Source organism: Micromonospora sp. HUAS YX12 (assembly GCF_040215685.1).
Lineage (GTDB): Bacteria > Actinomycetota > Actinomycetes > Mycobacteriales > Micromonosporaceae > Micromonospora > Micromonospora tulbaghiae.
In genome coordinates, this window is record NZ_CP157974.1 from 5,534,910 (window position 1) to 5,552,732 (window position 17,823).

General features: G+C 70.7%; 17 protein-coding genes. 4 read left to right on the forward strand and 13 right to left on the reverse strand.

Features of this window, described 5'->3' with window-relative positions; translation table 11 throughout:
- The first annotated feature begins 85 nt into the window (after positions 1–85).
- Both ABIH81_RS26380 and ABIH81_RS26385 read left to right on the forward strand, forming a co-directional pair.
- Positions 86–1,969 (forward strand): BTAD domain-containing putative transcriptional regulator, encoded by a 1,884-nt coding sequence (locus ABIH81_RS26380; RefSeq protein ID WP_349877559.1) that lies wholly within the window; start codon positions 86–88, stop codon positions 1,967–1,969.
- Between the two features lie 213 nt (positions 1,970–2,182).
- Entirely contained in the window at positions 2,183–3,019 is an 837-nt protein-coding gene (locus tag ABIH81_RS26385; protein ID WP_349877560.1) for an AraC family transcriptional regulator, read from the forward strand.
- A 62-nt stretch (positions 3,020–3,081) separates the two neighbouring features.
- On the opposite strand, the gene ABIH81_RS26390 is transcribed toward ABIH81_RS26385, so the two are convergent.
- Together ABIH81_RS26390 and ABIH81_RS26395 are read right to left on the reverse strand one after the other, a co-directional pair.
- Positions 3,082–4,395, reverse strand: a complete 1,314-nt coding sequence (locus ABIH81_RS26390) for a cytochrome P450 (RefSeq protein ID WP_349877561.1) — start codon at positions 4,393–4,395, stop codon at positions 3,082–3,084.
- Positions 4,396–4,425: 30 nt separating this feature from the next.
- Positions 4,426–5,268 carry a methyltransferase domain-containing protein gene (locus ABIH81_RS26395; protein WP_349877562.1) on the reverse strand — a complete coding sequence of 281 codons (843 nt, stop codon included), beginning with the start codon at positions 5,266–5,268 and terminating at the stop codon, positions 4,426–4,428.
- Between the two features lie 186 nt (positions 5,269–5,454).
- On the opposite strand from ABIH81_RS26395, the gene ABIH81_RS26400 reads away from it, so the two are divergent.
- The gene (locus tag ABIH81_RS26400; RefSeq protein ID WP_349877563.1) at positions 5,455–6,165 is read left to right on the forward strand and encodes a hypothetical protein; all 711 of its coding nucleotides are present in this window, start codon (positions 5,455–5,457) and stop codon (positions 6,163–6,165) included.
- A gap of 133 nt (positions 6,166–6,298) precedes the next feature.
- Entirely contained in the window at positions 6,299–6,688 is a 390-nt protein-coding gene (locus ABIH81_RS26405; protein WP_167796872.1) for a VOC family protein, read from the forward strand.
- A 72-nt stretch (positions 6,689–6,760) separates the two neighbouring features.
- On the opposite strand, the gene ABIH81_RS26410 is transcribed toward ABIH81_RS26405, so the two are convergent.
- The 11 genes from ABIH81_RS26410 to ABIH81_RS26460 form a co-directional block, all read right to left on the reverse strand.
- The gene (locus ABIH81_RS26410; RefSeq protein ID WP_349877564.1) at positions 6,761–8,077 is read right to left on the reverse strand and encodes an alkyl sulfatase dimerization domain-containing protein; all 1,317 of its coding nucleotides are present in this window, start codon (positions 8,075–8,077) and stop codon (positions 6,761–6,763) included.
- 136 nt (positions 8,078–8,213) lie between these two features.
- On the reverse strand, positions 8,214–8,975 hold the full coding sequence (locus ABIH81_RS26415; protein WP_349877565.1) for a sulfotransferase family protein: 762 nt from the start codon (positions 8,973–8,975) through the stop codon (positions 8,214–8,216).
- Positions 8,976–9,016: 41 nt separating this feature from the next.
- Positions 9,017–9,865, reverse strand: coding sequence for an ABC transporter permease (locus tag ABIH81_RS26420; protein ID WP_349877566.1), 849 nt, complete (start codon positions 9,863–9,865; stop codon positions 9,017–9,019).
- Positions 9,862–10,848 (reverse strand): ATP-binding cassette domain-containing protein, encoded by a 987-nt coding sequence (locus tag ABIH81_RS26425; protein ID WP_349877567.1) that lies wholly within the window; start codon positions 10,846–10,848, stop codon positions 9,862–9,864. Before ABIH81_RS26425 ends, ABIH81_RS26420 begins: the two co-directional genes overlap by 4 nt.
- 61 nt (positions 10,849–10,909) lie before the next feature.
- The gene (locus ABIH81_RS26430) at positions 10,910–12,163 is read right to left on the reverse strand and encodes a cytochrome P450 (protein WP_349877568.1); all 1,254 of its coding nucleotides are present in this window, start codon (positions 12,161–12,163) and stop codon (positions 10,910–10,912) included.
- A gap of 34 nt (positions 12,164–12,197) precedes the next feature.
- Complete coding sequence (locus ABIH81_RS26435; protein ID WP_349877569.1) at positions 12,198–13,241, reverse strand: SRPBCC domain-containing protein; 1,044 nt, start codon at positions 13,239–13,241, stop codon at positions 12,198–12,200.
- Positions 13,242–13,483: 242 nt separating this feature from the next.
- On the reverse strand, positions 13,484–13,951 hold the full coding sequence (locus ABIH81_RS26440; RefSeq protein WP_349877570.1) for a YdeI/OmpD-associated family protein: 468 nt from the start codon (positions 13,949–13,951) through the stop codon (positions 13,484–13,486).
- A 37-nt stretch (positions 13,952–13,988) separates the two neighbouring features.
- Positions 13,989–14,702, reverse strand: a complete 714-nt coding sequence (locus ABIH81_RS26445; protein ID WP_349881205.1) for a winged helix-turn-helix transcriptional regulator — start codon at positions 14,700–14,702, stop codon at positions 13,989–13,991.
- A 68-nt stretch (positions 14,703–14,770) separates the two neighbouring features.
- Positions 14,771–15,631, reverse strand: coding sequence for an SRPBCC domain-containing protein (locus ABIH81_RS26450; RefSeq protein WP_349877571.1), 861 nt, complete (start codon positions 15,629–15,631; stop codon positions 14,771–14,773).
- A 67-nt stretch (positions 15,632–15,698) separates the two neighbouring features.
- Positions 15,699–16,343 carry a DUF6073 family protein gene (locus ABIH81_RS26455; protein ID WP_194799977.1) on the reverse strand — a complete coding sequence of 215 codons (645 nt, stop codon included), beginning with the start codon at positions 16,341–16,343 and terminating at the stop codon, positions 15,699–15,701.
- An 88-nt stretch (positions 16,344–16,431) separates the two neighbouring features.
- Complete coding sequence (locus ABIH81_RS26460) at positions 16,432–17,736, reverse strand: HEAT repeat domain-containing protein (protein ID WP_349877572.1); 1,305 nt, start codon at positions 17,734–17,736, stop codon at positions 16,432–16,434.
- Between the last annotated feature and the right edge of the window lie 87 nt (positions 17,737–17,823).

Below are 17,823 nucleotides of genomic sequence, written 5' to 3' on the forward strand. Positions count from 1 at the left end.
CAATATTTGCGCACTTCAGGTTTCCCGGAGTAATTACTACTCTGACGTTGGTTGACGTCGATACGGGCGACCTGGGGGCAACGTGTTGCGTGCGGCAATTGTGGAGATTAATGTTCTCGGTGCCATCCACGCAGTAATCGATTCCCGCAAGGTCGATCTCGGATCCCGGAAACAACGGGCACTCATCGCCCTGCTGGCCCTGCGCCACGGCACCCCGGTGCCGATCGACGAGATCATCGAGGCGCTGTGGGAGAACCAGTCGCCCGGCGCGCCGCAGTCGCTGGTGCACACGTACGTCGCCCGGCTGCGCCAGGTCATGGAACCGGACAGCCCGGCGCGGCGCCGCACCAACGTGATCGGGCACAGCGGGACGGGTTACCAGCTGCGGCTGCCACTCGACGCGGTAGATGTCAGTCGTTTTCACAGCCACGCCGACCACGGGCTGCAACTGCTGGCCTCCGGCGCCGCCGGCGAGGCGTACGGATTGCTGCGCCGGGCGCTCGGCGAGTGGCCTGCCTCGCTGAGCACCGATCTCGAGTCCCTGCTACCCGGGTGCGAGGACGTCACCCTGCTCCGGGGGAAGTGGACCACAGTGGCCATGGCGTACGTCCGGGCCGGCCTGACCAGCAAGGGCGCCGTCGCGGTTCTGCCCACCGCCGAACGTCTCGCCCAGGTGGACCCGCTCAACGAGGCCGCGCAGGCGCTCTACCTGGAGACCCAGCGACGCGCCGGCCACGGCGCCTCGGCCCTGTCCCACTACGACCGGATCCGCACCAGGCTGCAGGCCGAACTCGGCGTCGAACCCGGCCACGAGCTGCGCCGGGTGCACCGGCAACTGGTCGCCGCCGGCGGGAACCGAGTCCCGGGCCCCCCATCCGGCGGCTGGCTCGGGCCAGGGCCGGCGGTCGACCCGCTGATCGACCGCGAGGATGAGCTGCGACAGCTGCGTGACCTGCTCGTCCAGCAGCGGCTGATCACGCTGAGCGGGCCGGCCGGGGCGGGCAAGAGCGCCGTCGCGCGCGCGGCAGCGGCCGCCGCCCGGCCGGATTTCCGCGACGGCGTCGCGGTGGTCGACCTGGCCACGGCCTGCGGCACGGCGGACGCGGCCGACGCCGTACGGCGAACCCTGCACCCGATGCTCCCGCACCGTCACGCCGCTCCGGCCCGGCCGTTCGAGGATCTGGCCGGCCGGCAGATCCTGCTCCTCCTGGACAACGCCGAGAACGTCCTGGAGCCCTGTGCCGGGCTCGTCGACGACCTGTTGCGGTCCTGTCCGCAGGCACGCGTCCTGGTCACCTCACGGGAGCTACTCGGACTGCCGTACGAGACGATCCTGACGATCGGCCCGCTCCGGCCGCCCGGGCCGGAGACACCGGCCGACCCGGCGGCACTGCTGAGCGTGCCCGCCGTGGCGCTGTTCGCGCGGCGCGCCACCCAGGCGCGCCCGTCCTTCTCGGTGGACGAGGACAACTGCGCCCTGGTCGCCACCATCTGCCGCCGGCTCGACGGCCTGCCGCTCGCGCTGGAGCTGGCCGCCCGCGTGCTGCGCACCACCGGCCTGCCCGAACTCGCCGAGCAGTGCCGCGATCCGCTCCGGCTGCTGGACGCGAGCCGCCGGGGCACGCCCGCGCACCACCGCTCGCTGCACGCGGCCGTGGTACGCACAGTGGACCGGCTCCCGCTGGCCGAGCAGCAGTGCCTCGCGCTGGTCAGCGGGATGGAGGAACCGGTGAGCCCGGACATGGTCGAGACGACCGCCCGATCTTATTGCGACCGGGAGGTCCGGATCGATCTGCGTCCGCTGCTCAACCGCCTGGTCGACAAGTCGCTCCTGATGGCCCGGCATGACGAGCACGGCACGTCCTATCGAATGTTGCGGACAATCCGCCGGATCGGCCTGCAACTGCTCGACCGATTCGGCGCGGCGCCTTCGGTGGCGAATGCGCTCTGCCAGGAAACAATCCGATGAAATCGATTGCTGGTGTCGGATATCACGCAGCTACCCTTCAAATCGGTGCAGCACGTACCGTGGCGGACTGTCTACGCATAGCTCTCAAGGGCTTGCCGATTGCTATATAAATTTATAGCATCGACTCGGACAGCACTCCGCCGACGTCCATCCCGGCCCTGCTGCTGCCGTCGTTGATCGATCTCCGCAATCCCTCAGGAGGTCCGACGCACCATGCCTGCCGTCCACGACACCCGGACCACCACCGCGCCCGCGGCTTCCGTACACATCGGAGCGATCACCCAGGCGGTGACATCGATGCGGCGCCACCTCGACGAGCCACACCGGCTGCACGACATCGCCCGGGCCTCGCTGATGAGCCCGTTCCACTTCCACCGCGTGTTCCGGATGCTGACCGCCGTCACGCCGGGCCGGTTCCTCACCGCCGTGCGGATGGCCGAGGCGAAACGCCGGCTCCTCTGCGGTGACGCCAGCGCGACCGACATCAGCATGGCGGTCGGCTACTCCAGCTTCGGCACCTTCACCACCCAGTTCACCCGCCTCGTCGGCGTGTCACCCGGCCGCTTCCGCACCTACGGCCGAGCCGTCGCGGACGTGCCCCTGCGCGAACTGGTCTCCACCCTTCCGGCCCGGCCCGCGCGTCAGCCGTTCGCGCTCCTCCACGTCGGGGCCCGCCCGGACGGCCACCCGGGCCTCACCGTGGTCGCCACCTTCCGGTCCGGAATACCGCAGCAACGGCCCTCGTCCTGCGCCGCGATCCTCTCGCCGGGGGTGTTCCCGCTACCGCTCGCGGTAGCGGGAAAGGCGGGCGTGCTCGCGGTCAGTGCCCGCACCGAGGTGACCATCGGCGAGGTCCTCACCGAGGAGCCCTCGGCCGGCATCTGTGTCGGCTCCGCCGAGATCCCCGACGAGCCGGTCGCGGCGCAGGCCACCGTCGCGGTCGGCATCCCGCTGCGCCGGCCGGCCCTGCTGGACCCGCCGTTGCTGCTCGCGTTCCCCCTGCTGATGCTCGAGTCCCAGGCCGGGCCGCAGCGGGCGCAGGTCCGCTGAGTTCCCCGAACGCGCCGTGCCCGTGGCCGTCGGTGGACCCGGGTCCACCGACGGCCACGAGGTCAGAACCGGGCCGTGTACCGCACCGGGCACGACGCGGGCCGGGCCACACCCAGCCCCGGCGCCTGCCGCGGCTCGGCGATCCCCAGTTCCATGTCGTACGAGCGGGTCAGCATCGCCAGCACCGCCTTCATCTCCAGGTCGGCGAAGCGGGCGCCCAGGCAGGCGTGCAGGCCGCCGCCGAGGTTGAGCAGGCCGGCCGCCGCCCGGCCGTCCGTGTCGCGGTCCTTGCTGAACCGGTCGGGGTCGAACCGGTCCGGATCCGGGAACACCTCCGGCACGCGGTGCGTCACGGGCGGGCAGAACAGGGTCTGCCAGCCGGCCCGCACGGTGAAACCGCCGACCTCGTACGCGGTGACGGTCTGCCGGGTCAGCAGCGTCGTGACCGGCCGGAGCCGCTGGGACTCCAGCAGCGCCTCGAACAGCCGTCGCTGCCGGTGCAGATCCGTGACGGTCCAGTCGCCGGCGTGCCGCGGCAGGTCGGCGATCTCCTCCTCCATGGCCGCCAGTTCCTTCGGGTGCTGCAGCAGCAGGATGAGCGACCAGGCCAGTTGGGCCGCCGTCGTCTCGTACGCCGCGTACACCAGGATCAGGATGAGCCCGATGACGGTCTCGTCGTCGAAGGCCGCGCCGCCCGAGATCAGGTGCGGCAGGAAGCCGTACCGGCCGGTGTCCGGATCCTCCCGGACGGCCCGCAGGTGCGGCCCCATCAGCTCGAACATCTCCCGGCGCGCGCGGTCGCGCCGGCGCAGGCGCGGCGTCGGCAGGTTGGCCGGCAGGAAGAACTCCATCCCGGCCGCGATGTCGAGGAAGAGCGACCGGAACCGGTCGCCGTGCCGGGCGCGGAAGCCAGACCCCAGGAACAGTCGTACGGCGATGTCCATGCTCAGCCGTTCCAGGTCGGCGCGCGCGTCGAACTCGCCGCGCGGGCCGAGCCGGTCCATCCAGTCGCTCGTCTCGCCGATGATGGCGGCCAGGTAGTCCGCGTGGTTGCGGCTGTGGAAGGCAGGCAGCAGCGCGGCGCGCTGACGCAGGTAGTCCGGGTGGTCGGCGGCCTGCATGACCGCGCCGAACATGGGCTTCAGCCACTGGTAGACCGGCTGGACGGCGAGGATCGTCTCGGGCAGCGCGATGGCGTGCCGGCTCTCCGCGACGCCGGCCACGACGACCGAGCGCCGTGGCCCCATCCGCAGCGCGAACACGGGACCGTGCTCGGCGTAGCCGGCGCGGGCCAGCGCGACCGGGTCACGCATGAAGGCGAAGGCGTTGCCGAACAGCGGCAGGCCCTGCAACGTCGGCGGGCTGGTTGCGGCCATGACGGATCCCCCTTCGGGACGGGCTCGAAATCAGCCGGCGGTGGCGTACGAGTACCAGACGTTCCAGTGCACGACCAGGCGTCCGCGGTCGGCGGCGACCTGCCCCATCCGAGCCTCGGCGGCCGCTCGCGCCTCACCCAGCCGCTCCTCGGGCACCCGCTCGAGCACCATCCGGCCGGCCGTCTGCCACAGCCAGGCCCACCACTGCCGCGGGTCGGTGAACTCCAGGTCGAGCGTCTCGTCGTCGATCCGCGTGTCGGTGAAGCCGGCGTCGCGCAGCAGGCGGTGTATGCCCTCCTTCGAACGCAACGGGTTGTCGGTGCGGCCGGGCACCGGGGGCATGCCACCCTCCACGTACGGCACGACGGCGTCGGTGACGTGGAAGAACGCGGGGTCGTCGGCGCCGAACGTGGTCATCGCGAAGCGGCCGCCCGGGCGCAGCAGCCGGCGGTAGCGGGCCGCGGCGTCCGCCGGGTCGGGCAGCATGAACATCACCAGGCCCGCGACGACCGCGTCGAAGCCGGCCGGGGCGAAGCCGGGTGTGGCCGCGTCACCGATCCGCACCTCCGCGTTCGTCAGTCCCTCGTCGGCGATCTCCGCGCGGGCGCCCTCCACCATCGCCGGTGCCACGTCGATGCCGATCACCGAGCCGCCCGGCCCCACGGCGCGGGCGGCGGGAACAGTGCAGGCTCCCTGCCCGCAGCCGACATCGAGCACGTCCTCACCCGGGCGCAGATCGAGCCCCGCCACCAGGCGAGCGCCGATCGGACCGAAGAAGCGGACGCCGGTGCGGTCGTACCGTGGCGCCGCCCGGTCGAACACCTCCGCCAGATCCGGAGTCGACACCGCGTCGGTCGTCGCGTCGCCGGGCATCGGGCACCACCCTTTCGCAGGTTCGCCGCGCTCTCCGCGATCATTCTTCGCGTCCGCCCGCGGCCCGGCTTCTCGCCGCTTGCCTATCCCGGCCGGTCGTGGCGGCGGGCAACACAGGAGAAGTCCCGGCCCCCGCAGCGCCCCTAGGGTCGAGGGAGAGCTCGATCACCAGTGAGGGAGGAAGCTGTGGGTGTACTGGGTCTACACAATGAGTGCCCCCCGACCAACTACGCCGCCGGGGACGCCGGCGAGATCGTCACCGGCCTGGTGTCCGACGCGGTGGCGACCGGCGCGACGCTGCGCGCCGTTCGCGACTGCCTCGATTCGCTGGCCTGCCTCGACGACACGGTGCGGTACGTCGTCGAAGCCTCCGCCGGAGCCGTGTCACCGGACGGATCGTTCGACGCCGCCAACGTGGCCGAGCAGATGGCGGGCGTCCTGAAGACCTACTCGCAGACCTTCCGGGCCCTGGACGGGACCGTGGAGCAGATCGACACGGCCGTCCGGGAGTACGGGGAGTTGCAGCGGTACAGCGCGCTCGCGCTGGCGAAGGGCCGGGACGAGTGCTTCGAGAACCGGCTGGTTCAGGCCGGTGAGGGCGGCTTCGCCGGCATGGCCCAGGCGCGCATCGCCTACCTGCGCAAGCTGCGGGTGCGGGTGCAGCTGCTCCAGCGCATGGAGCCGATCGGCGAGGAGATCCTCAACGGGTACGACTTCAACGCGTTCTTCCTGCTGTTCATGCAGCCCATGCGCGATCTCGGCGTGGCCGCGCAGGATCTCTACAACGAGACGGTGCGCGGGGCGCTCGTCGCCTACGACACGCTCGTCCGGGTGTGCGAAATGCGTACCGGAAACGCGGCCGACACCCTGCGCCGGGAAATGGTGAAATCGAGCTGATCTCGCCATCGCACTCGTCCGGCGCGACCATGACAATCCGCGCCGGACATGCGCGTCTCAGGCATGGACAACGGGGACGGGTTCGGTAGGATGATCGCACTGTTCGCCCATATGCCGTGAGATGGGAAATTCCATGGGAATCAGCCACATCACATTGATCACCATCCCGGTCACCGACCAGGACAAGGCCAAGGACTTCTACGCCCGCCTCGGATTCGAGGTGATCAATGACCACGAGATGACCCCGGACGAGATGCCTCCGGAGCCGGGCCTGCGCTGGCTGCAACTGGGCACTCCGGGAGGCGAGACCACAGTGGTGCTCGCCACCTGGGGCGTGGGCGGCCTCCGCCCCGGAGCGCAGCACATCTCCGTGGCGTGCAAGGACGTCAAGGGCCTGCACAACGAGTTGGCCTCGGCGGGCGTGGAGGCCTCACCGGTCTTCGACGCCCCGTTCGGCGCGTTCTTCTCGGTGGAGGACCCGGACGGCAACGGCGTGATGATCGTCGAGGAGTCCGGCGACTGACGGCAGCACGGTGGGGGCGGTACCCGGAACCGGGTACCGCCCCCACCGTCTTGTCCGGCCGTGTTCCCGGTGTCAGGGCGCCCAGCGCCCCCCGCGCATGGTCGACCACGGGTCGACGTCGTCGGCCTTGGCCTGGGCCTCGGCCTGAGCCCAGGTGTATATGCCCTGCGCCATCAACGCCGGCGTGCCGGCGGCGAGCCGCCCGAACACGTCGGCGCGGGTCCGCTGCACGTCACGGTCCTCGGGAGCGCTCAGCGCCGCCCACTCGGCGAGGTGGCCGGCGAGGTCGAGCCGGCCGCGGTCCGCCGCGTCGAGGGCGCGCTCGGCCAGGCGGGACGCCCCGCCCGCGAGCTGCGCCACCTCGGCGGCCAGGTCGGCGCGCGGCGCCGGTCTCACAGTGGCCGGGTCACCGTCGTACCAGCCGCCGTAGGTACGCCAGACGGTGCGGATGATGAACTGCGGATCGTCGTAGGTGGGGCGCAGCCACGGCTGGGCCAGCAGGCCGGACACCTCCGGCGTGACCAGGGGTGCGTGCAGGATCTCGTCGAGCGTGCAGCCCTCGTTCATCATCGCCACCACACCGTCGTGCAGTGTCGACAGCAACGTCGCCGACCCGAGCAGCGTCTCGCGGACGCGATCGGCACCGACCACCGGTACACCGTGGCCGGGCAGCAGGACCTCGGCGCCGAGGCCGGCCATCCAGCGCAGCGCCCGCACCCACTCGGCCACGTGGCGGCGGACCTTCTGCGGGTTGCCGGCGTTGGGCGCCACCCAGGCGTAGAAGTCGCCGCAGCACAGGATGCGCCGGTCGGGCAGCCAGGCCATCGTCGCGTCGTCCGTCTCGCCACGGCCGTGCCGCAGCTCCATCGTCAGATCGCCGTGCCGCAGGGTGAGCGTGTCGAGATAGGTGCGGTCGGGTTCGCGGTAGTCGGTCGGCCACGTGATGCCCGGAGCACGGAACTGCCGGCGGTTGACGGTCGCGTTGTACCCGGCGGTCAGCCGGTACCGGGCGAAGCGCTCCGGCACGGCGGCGTGCGCCACGACCGAGATGCCGGGGTCGTGACGCTCGGCGGCCTCCTCCTCGAACGGTGACAGCCCGAGGACGTGGTCGATGTGGCCATGGGAGTAGACGGCGGTGACGACCGGCGCCGTGCTCCGTGCCCGCACCGCCGCGTGCAGCGCGGCCGCGGTGTTGCGGTCGCCGGTGTCGAAGAGCACCAGACCATCGGCCGTCTCGAAGACGTAGACGTTGCCGGTCGCCGCCCACATCCACACACCGTCGTCGATCCGGCGGAGCCCGTCCCTGCGCAGCTCACCCTTGTAGTAGGCGAACAGCGGCTCGTCACCGCGCCAGGCGCGGTCCGCGTAGTCCTCGAGTTCCTTGTCCATCGACACTCCCGGTCCGGTCGCAGGGATCGTGCAAACGGGTCGGCCGGACGAACGCAGGCCGAAGGCCGGCCGCGGCGGCAGTGCCGGACACGACCGGACTGCCGGAGCGGCCGGCGGGACGACCGAGGCGGCGGCCTCAGCGGTTCTGCCCGGCCGCCTCCGGGGCATCCTGCGCACGCCGGAACCGGCTGACCGCGCGCCGCACCGGACCGGTCACCATGCGGGCCAGGCCGCGGGTGACGAACAGCCGGCTGTCCCGCTGGAAGGCATCCTGGTCATTGTCGTGCGGGAAGGCGACGATGGGCACTCCCACACCGAGGTACTTACACAAGGCGGGCCATCCTTCCGATACTCGATAAACCAGGAGGCGCTCAGCCGGAACGCATTCCTGGATGTCGCGGACGTGCTTTTCGAAGACGTCGACGGCGTATCCCTCGTCGTGAATCGGCCCGTCCCCGAAATGGCGCCGGAAAACGCCGTCGAAGATCTCGTTGAACGCGCCGAAACGCCGATCGAGGGCCCGCAGCGGCAATTGCATGGCGGGGACGAGGAGGCGGCTGAACAGGTCCTGCCGGTAGGCCATGAAAATGGTGCGCATGCACGAGCGGTGCCACTGCACCGGGTCGCGCACGGTCAGGATGACCTTCGCCTCCGGGTACCGCTCCACGAGCTCGCGCCAGAACGCCGCGGCGGGCCAGTCGACGGTGGAGCGGTAGCCGGCGAACACCTGGTCCCAGTCCACCTCGGCCCCGGCCACAGCCGCCTGCCAGTCGGCCAGCCGGGCGGGATCCTTGAGGATCTCCTTCGTGTGGTAGGTGGGCCCCATCCCGAGAATGTTGAGAGCTTCCCGCAGCGAGGCGGTGCCGGTACGGCCGAAGCCGACGCCGATGACCTCCATGTCGTGGGTTCCTCCTGCCGATCGCCGGGTCGACCCCACCGTCAGGTGCGCGCCGTGGCCTTGCGGAACAGTGCGGTGGCCAGTGGCACGAAGACCACCAGCAGGCCGAGCGACCACAGGACCGACGCCACGGCGTCGCTGCCCGGTGAGACGCCGTTGAAGTAGTCGCGCGCCGCGTTGATGGTCAGCGTGACCGGGCTGTTGTCGCTGAACGGCCGCAGCCAGCCGGGCATCGACTCGGACGGCACGAACGCCGAGCTGACGAAGCCGAGCAGGAACATCCACGGCATCGCGGTGCTCTGCGCACCCTCGGCGCTGGACGCGGTTACACCCACGACCGACAGCACCCAGCAGAGCGCGAACCCGAACAGCAGCAGCACGCCGATCCCGGCCAGCACCTGCATGAACGTGCCGTGCAGCCGGAACCCGAAGGCGTACCCGACCGCGCCGGTGACCACGAGCGCGATCAGGTTGCGGAAGGTCTCGGCCAGGGTGCGGCCGATCAGCACGGCGCTGTCGCTCATCGGCAGCGAGCGGAACCGGTCCATCATGCCGTTCCGGAGATCCTCCGCGATGCCCACACACATGCCGGCGATGCCGCCGAAGACGACGATCTGACCGAAGACCCCGGGCAGCACGAACTGCTTGTAGTCGCCGCCCGGAACCGAGATGGCGCCGCCGAACACATAGGTGAAGAGGATGAAGAACATCATCGGCTGCAGGATCGCGGCCATCAGCTGGTCGGGCCGGCGCTGCATGTGCCGGATGTTGCGCCCGGCCAGCAGCAGCACGTCGCCCACGAACCAGCCCGGTCCCCGGCGCTCGGGCGGCGCCTCCCACGCCGGCGTGGGGGTGTCCCGCTGCCGGGTGGTCGATTCGTCGACGGTCACTTGCCCTCTCCCTTCCGAGCGGACGGCTTCTCGGCGCCGGCCGCGGCGGCACGGCTGCCGGTCAAGGCGAGGAAGACGTCGTCGAGGGTGGGGCGCCGGACCACGTGGGTCGCCACCCGGATGTCGTGGTCGGCCAGCCGGTTCAGCGCGTCGGCCACCCGGACGAGATCGTCGCCCATCCGCGCGGTGATCTGCGCCAGCGGCCGGTCGACGACGGGCTCCTCGCCGCCCGGGGTGCGCAGCAGGGCGACCGCGTCGTCGAGCCGGGCGGGGTCCTCGAGGACGAACTCCACACGGTCTCCGCCGACGCGCGACTTCAGCTCCGACGGAGTGCCCTGGGCCACCGCCCTCCCCTTGTCGAGCACCGTGATCGTGCTCGCCAGCCGGTCGGCCTCGTCCAGATACTGCGTCGTGAGCAGGACCGTGGTGCCCTCACGGACCAGCATCTCGATCTCGGTCCACAACCCGAGTCGTGACTCCAGGTCGAGACCGGTGGTGGGCTCGTCGAGGAAGAGCACACGCGGCCGGATGAGGATGCTCGTGGCGAGGTCGAGCCGCCTGCGGGTGCCGCCCGAGTAGGTCTTGACCTGCTTGTCGGCGACCTCGTCCAGACCGAAGCGGGTGAGCACCTCACCGGTGCGCCGCCGGGCCTCGGCCCGGCCGATGCGGTAGAGCCGGGCCACCAGTTCGACGTTCTCCCGGCCGGTGAGGACCGGGTCGACGGCGGCGAACTGGCCGGTGAGCCCGATCATCGAACGGACGCGGCCCGGCTGCTTCGCCGCGTCGACGCCGTAGATCTCGACGGTGCCGGAGTCGGCCCGGAGCAGAGTGGACAGAATCCGCACGGTCGTCGTCTTGCCGGCGCCGTTGGGGCCGAGCAGGCCCACCACCGTGCCGGGCGCGGCGTCCAGCGACAAGGCGCTGACAACCTTATTTTTGCCTAGCTGCTTGCTGATGTCTCGCGCTCTGATCGCGTCCGCCATGCCGACACCCTATCATCCGCTATATCTTCGCGCAGTTACTGAGCTTGTGTTTCGCGTAGTGTCAGTCGAGCTGGCGGAGCCGCACCGGCAGCGACGCGAAGTCGCGAAGCGGTATCGTGCGCCGCCGCACCGGCGGGGCGGCCAGGACCAGACCGGGCGCGGCGGCGCGCAGCCGGCGGAGCAACACGGCGATCTCCAATCTGGCCAGACCCGCACCGAGGCAGTAGTGGATGCCCGCGCCGAAGCTCAGCGGCATGGGACCGGTGCGGGCCGGGTCGAACACGTCCGCGTCCGGGAACGCCTCCGGATCCCGGTTCGCGGACCCGATCAGCAGCCGCACCTGCGACCCCTGTGGAATGACGACCCCACCCAGTTCCACGTCCGCGCCGGTGAAGCGCAGGCCGGGTGCGACCTGCACGGACGACTCGAAGCGCAGCGTCTCCTCGACGAACCTGCGGGTGCCGTCCTCGGTGTCCAGCCAGCGTCCGCGCCCGGGGTCCTCCAGCAGCAGCAACATCGCGTTGTCGATAGCGGTGGCCGTCGTCTCGAAGCCGGCCGACCAGAGGGTGAACAGCAGGGTACGCAGCTCCGCGTCGTCGAGGCTGCCGTCCTCGGCGTCACGCACCTGCACGAGCGCCGAGACGAGATCGTCCCGTGGATCCCGGCGGCGCTCCGCGATCATGGCATCGAAGTAGGTGCCCAGCTCGCGGAAGGCCTCGTCGGCCCGCCGGACCGCGTCGGGCGTCGCGGCCGGGTCGACGACGTTCATCATCTCGGGCACGTTGCGGGCAAGCGACTCGCGGTCCGGCTCCGGGACGCCGATCAGGTCGGACATCATGTGCATCGGCATCGGCACCGAGACGTCGGTGTGCAGATCGACCGTGGCACCGTCGACCAGCCGCTCCAGCACGTCCGAGACGAGCCGGTCCGACCACCGTTCCATGGAGGCCCGCATGTCGGCCACCCGGCGGCTGGTGAACCCGTGGCCGATCAGCTTGCGCAGCCGGGTGTGCTTGGGCGGGTTGCTGCCCACCAGCGAGCTGACCAGCACGTCGTACGCCTCGTGCTCGACGGCCTGCGGGAACATCTGCGCCATCGCGTCCGGGTGCGCGCCGGGGAAGACCTCGGCGTGCTTGAGCACGTACTGCACGTCGGCGAACCGGCTCACCAGGTACGCGCCGAACCGGCTGCGGTAGACGGGCGCGGTCTCGCGCAGCCAGGAGTAGATCGGGTACGGGTCGGCCGCGGCGGCCGGCGACATGAGCTGGATCAGGGCGTCCGGCGCCCCGGTCTCGACCTGGTCGGACAGTGTCATCGCAGCTGCCTTCCTCGAAGGGTGACGACGCGGGTCAGGACCAGCCGTGCTGATGCGACGGCGAGGGCCGGGGCGAGGTCAGGTTCTGGGCCCGGACCATCGAGTCCCGGAAGAAGCCGCAGATGATCTCGCGCTCCTCGCGTTGCAGCTCGGCCGGGAGGTTCTCCCAGTTGTCCACGAAGATCTGGAAGAGGCTGCGGCCCACGCCGGCCGGCTCGATGTAGAGCTTGCCGTTGAGCTCGACCGGCCACGAGGCGCGACGCAGGCCGAACTCCAGCCATGGCAGGTAGGAGGGGAACTGCTGGTTGGGTTCGACGTGGCGGTGCACGGACATCTCCACCACGCCGCTGGCGTCTCCCATGATCAGCGTGAGTTTGTCGCCGTCGGTGAACGTGCCGAAGCGGCGCTGCAGCCAGTAGCGCAGCGACTCCGGCTTGGTGAGCAGCTCCCAGGCGTCGTACGGCGTGGACTCCAGCTCGATCTGCACGTACGGACCCATGCGCCGCCACGGCCAGCGCCAGGTCGTGCCGGTACGCAGATAGCCGGCGAGCTGGTCGAGGATCCCCGGCCAGCCGTTGCCGTTCCAGCCGCGCCAGTCCGACGGTGAGTTCAGGGCCTCCTCGGTCGCGGTGATCCGGGTGCCGCCGTCGACGGTGGCGTCCAGTTCCCAGATCACCCGGGTGGCCGGTCCGACGCCGACCCAGCGCCAGAAGTACTTGAGCTCGGCGTGACCGTCACGCGGCGGCTCCGCCACGAGCGGCCGGCAGTGGAAGAACTCGCCGTCCTCGAAGTCGAGCAGGACGTCGCTGCCGACGGCGGTCAGTGAGCCCCGGCACCGCGCCAGCCAGGAACGGATCTCCTCCGGCGTGGTGAGCGCCTGCCAGACCCGCTCGATCGGGTTCGGGATCTCGACGACCGCGACGAGGCGTTCCCAGCGGTCCTGCACGATGGATCGGGCCTGGATCGCGTTGAGCGGTGGAAAGGCGTCCAGTGCCCGCGACGGTTCGAGTTCGGCGAAGTCCGGCCAGGACGTCTCCGTGGTGTGTGCTCCGTTCAGCTCTGCCGATTCGACGGACACGGTCTGCCTCCCTGGGGTGCGACCTGGGCCGGCTCGAGGACGGCGGACGGCCACCCGGCCGCTGACGGGCACCACGTGTCACCGGTCGCCGCCGGTGTGGCGTCGATCGGTGCGCGGGAGTCAGGATCAGGTGCGTCGCGTGCCGCCGTCCGGGGCCGGAACGCGTACGCCGATCGTAGGAAGGCCGGAGGTCTCGCCGCTTCTCGCAACTTGCGCAGCGCCGCCCCGATCCGGCTGCGGGGTCAGCCCTTGAGCACCCGGCCGGCGCCGAGCAGCTCGACGGCCTGGCTGATCCTCCGGGCCCGGGTCTCCGGCCGCTTGGCACCGGTGATCCAGGTGACGTACTCCTTGGTCCGCGAGTAGGACAGCGTGGCGAAGAAGGCCCGGGCGTCGGGATGCCCGCCGAGCGCGGCGGTCAGGTCGTCGGGCACCTCCACGGTGCGCGCCGCGGTGTCCGGTTCCAGGGTGACGGCCACGTCGTCTCCCGCCTCCACGCCGGCCGCGGCGCGTACGGTCTTGTTGACCACGATGTACCGGTTGCCGTTCGGCCCGGTCATCACCGAGCCGGCGTACGGCGTGTCGTTGATCCGCCCGGTCACCGGGATCCGCGCCGCCGTACCCAGCCGGCCGGCGACCTCGGGCGGGACGGTGACATAGGTCCACGCACCGACCTGCTCGCACACCAGCGTGCCGCCGAACGTCTCGCTCATCTGCGCTCCCTCACATCTCGTCCGCGGACCGACGGCGTCACACCGGGGCGGGCCCCACGTCGGCCAGCCGGTCCGTGGAAACCGCCACGTCGGGGGTGATGCCGAGCAGCCGCAGGCAGCGGGTGACCGCCGCCGGCACACCGACCGCCGCGACCTGCCCGCTGACCAGCGCCTCGATCGGGTCGAGCTGCCGCATGCCGAGGCTGAAGAAGCTGCGCGCGTCGGTCCGGACGGTCAGCGACGGCGCGTCGGCCGGCCCGGCCACGACCTCGGCATGGCCGGCCCGCACGTCGACGTGGAAGATCTCGTCGTCGACCCGGAACTCGTAGCTCTCGTCGATCTCGCCGGTGCGCCCGTCGTCCACCATGGCCTCGATGGCGAGGACGGCCCAGGACGCGCGTACCGTGGCCCCGGAGGGAAGCTCGTGCCCCGCGGCGTAGGCCAGCCCGAAGCGGGACAGCCCGAGGATCGGCTCGTGCAGCGAGCGGCCCAGGTCGGTCAGCTGATAGCCACCGGTGCGTTTACGGGGTTCGGTGGGCGTCAGCAGGCCGGCGTCGACCAGCGCGGCGAGCCGGGCGGCCAGCAGGTTGGTGCCGATGCCGGGTAGCGCTTCCAGTAACTGACTGTAGCGGCGCGGGCCGTGCAGTAGTTCGCGAATGACGAGCAACGTCCACCGCTCGCCCACCACATCCAAGGCGTAGGCGAGGGCACACTGCTGGTCATATGAGCGTTTCCCGCGGGCCCCGTTCACTTCGTCCACCCTCCGGCTGTCATGCTACTTGAGTATTGCATGACAAGTTGGTGGCGGCGAGTGACCGCCTATCCGGGCGGGACCGACCGGCGGGCGAGCTCCCGCGCGCAGTCGGCGGCGGCCGTCCAGGCGGCAGCGAAGCGGCGGCGCAGCGCGTGCGCGCGGTTGTCCGGCAGCCCGAGGTGGCGCCAGCCCTGGTGGCTGAACTCCAGCCGCTGGCGGTCGGCCAGCCGATGCACCGCCAGCTCGGCAGTGGTGCCGGCGCCGCGCTCGGTGACCTGCACGGTGAACGTCACGGTCCCCTCCCGCACCGACCAGTCGTCGAGCGGGAAACGGCGTGGCCCGTCGGCGTCGACCACGAAGAACCAGGCGGGCCGGAAGCCGTCGCTGGCCACCGGGAGCCACCGGTAGAGCAGCGACGGTTCGAACGCGTCCCAGCCCAGCGGCAGGTCGACCGAGCCGTCGATGTCGGACCGCCAGTCGTAGCGCGTCGAGCGGCCGGTGCGCAGGTACCCGTCGAGTCGTTGCAGGAAGTCGGTCCAGCCGGCCCGCATCTGCTCGATCTCGGCCGGCGGCCGCACCGGGTCGGCGTCCTCGACGGTGAGCCGCGCGCCGCCGGCGGTGGGCGCGGCCCGCCAGGTGATGTGCTGCTCGGGTCCGACGCCGAGGAACGACCAGGTGAACTCGATGAGCCGGTCGTCGGTGACGCGCACCGGCGTGACCACGAAGAAGTCACCGTCGCCGAAGTCGAGCCGCCACGGCGTCCGGACGTGCCAGTCGCCGCGCGTGGTGCCGAACCAGGCGGCGAGACGGACCGGGTCGGTCAGGGCCGCCCAGAGCTCGTCCACGCCGACCGGAACGGTGATCGCCGTGCGGACCGGAGGCGCTCCGAGAAGCCGCCGGCTCCGGTCACCACTGTGGTCGTCCATCGTCCCTCCTCCCGGCCGGCGAGCGCGGGCCGGACCACGGTGCGTCCGGCCCGCGTCGATCTCACTGCTACATCGCGTCCTCGGCGAGGTAACCGCCCATGGTGAACCGCAGGCTGGTCACGTACGCCACCGGGTCCTTCTCCGGGTACCGGGTGTCGTGCAGCGGCAGCATCCGGTAGATCTGGCCCTTGCCGGGCGAGCCGGCCGGCGGGATCTGCCGGACGTCGTCGATGGTCAGGATGATCGGTTCCTTGTTCATCAGCTTCAGGCCGAGCTTCGGCATGTCGAAGATGGCACCGACCGCCATGCGGCAGGCCTTCGCCGACGGCCCCTCACCGGCGTACGGGTCGAAGGGGGTGCGGATCTGGCCGGTCGACAGGCAGTCGGGGTTCAGCGTGACGGTGATCTCGCCGAGTTCCTCGCAGCTGCCGGTCATCTTCATCTCGATCAGGTTCGTGTAGACCTCGGCGGTCGCCCAGTCCTCGGAGGTCGGCTCCGAGCGCACGACGCGGACGTAGCCCTCGAACGGCACGGTGTACTCGCCTACGCCGGGCACGGCGAACGTGTCGACCGAGGTGATGCCGAGGTTGTCGATGCCGGGGACCGGCGGCGTCCACGGCTTGACCTCCGTACCGACGTACCGGTTGGGAACGCCGTCGGTGGGAACCGGCCGGCCGTAGATCACGGAGGGCTTGCTGGCGGGGGCTGTCATGGTCTTCTCCTCCTGAGAGTTCGGCGCGGCCTCGGCCGCCCGGACGCATCGCATGGATCGTGGGAACGGATGCGGGGTGCCTCGCCCGTCAGGGCATCAGCGTGGTGTGGTCGCAGCAGGTCAGGCCGGGCTCGTCCGCGACGCCGTCCTGGTCGGAGTCGATCTCACCGTCGACCGTGGAGTACACGTCACGCGAGTTCATGTCGATGCGCCCGTCGCCGTCCCAGTCGTTCAGCTTGCCCTTGAACGTGCCGAGGATGAAGGCGTTGGTCATCGGGCCGACCTCGGGGTCGTGCAGCGTGGACAGCACGCCGTTGCCCGGGGTGAGGACCTGCTCGATCGAGCGGCCCGCGATGCGGGCCAGGTTCACGTAACCCCAGCCCTGGAAGCGGCCGCGGACGTAGCGGATCGCGGCCTCCTCGCGGATCTGGAACTTCGGCTCCAGGTGCCAGGTGCCGTACCGGGCGAAGCCGATGTTCGCCTTGCGCACGCCCTCGCTCGGGTCGTCGGCGCGACCGGACTTGAAGAAGGTCCGCGGCACCAGGGACTCGAAGAAGAAGTTGCCCCGGTCGCGGCGCGTCCGGTCGGTGAAGCCACGGAACAGGTAGTTGTCGCAGTGCGGCGATCCGTCGGCGTGCAGGCCGGAGATCGTCTTGGCGATCACCAGCTGTCGCTCGCGGGTCTGCACGTTGGGGCAGGCGTGGGCCTGGCCGTAGATCCGCGCGAGGCCCTGCGGGGCCAGCGAGATCTTGCCCCAGTGCGTGTTCGACTCGTCGAGACGCACGTACAGGTCGCAGTGGATCAGCAGGTAGATGGTCTCGTCGAAGGTGCGGCCCGGCGTGTAGAGGGCGTCCCGGCCGTCGAACGACGGGTCACCGCTCTGCAGCTCGCTGATGAACAGCTTGGACCATTCGGCGATCTCCGGGTCGGCGTCACCGAGGAACTTCTGCAGCGTCGAGATCGCCTGGGCGCCGCCCAGCTTCTCGATCGCCCACAGCGCGTCCCACCGCACCTCCCGGTTGGCGTCGTGCCGGACGACCTGCTCCAGGAGCTCGAAGGCGTCGGCCTGGTCGCGGTCGGCGTACTCGTACATCGCCTGCTCGCGCATGGCCGGGTCGGCGTGGTGCAGGGCGTCGTGACGCAGCTCGTCGTTGGTGCGGTTGTCGAGCCGGATCGCCACCCGGTTGAGGGCGTACCCGAAGTCACTCGCCCACGCCGCCGGGTCGCCGGCCACCAGCCGGGGATCCACGTTGCTCAGGGTGGTGCGGTACGCGAAGTTGAGCGCGTCGCGCTGCTCGGTGCCGAGATCCTCGAGCAGTGCGGTTTCCTGCGGCCACGTCCGGACCTCACCGTCGGCGGACACTGGAGACTTGTTGCATAGGTCGATCGCCATCTCGCATTCCCTTCGGTCGGTTCCGTCAGGCTCAACATCGACGACGCTATAGAAAAATGAACCTGGACACTTCTCACGCCTTTCCAT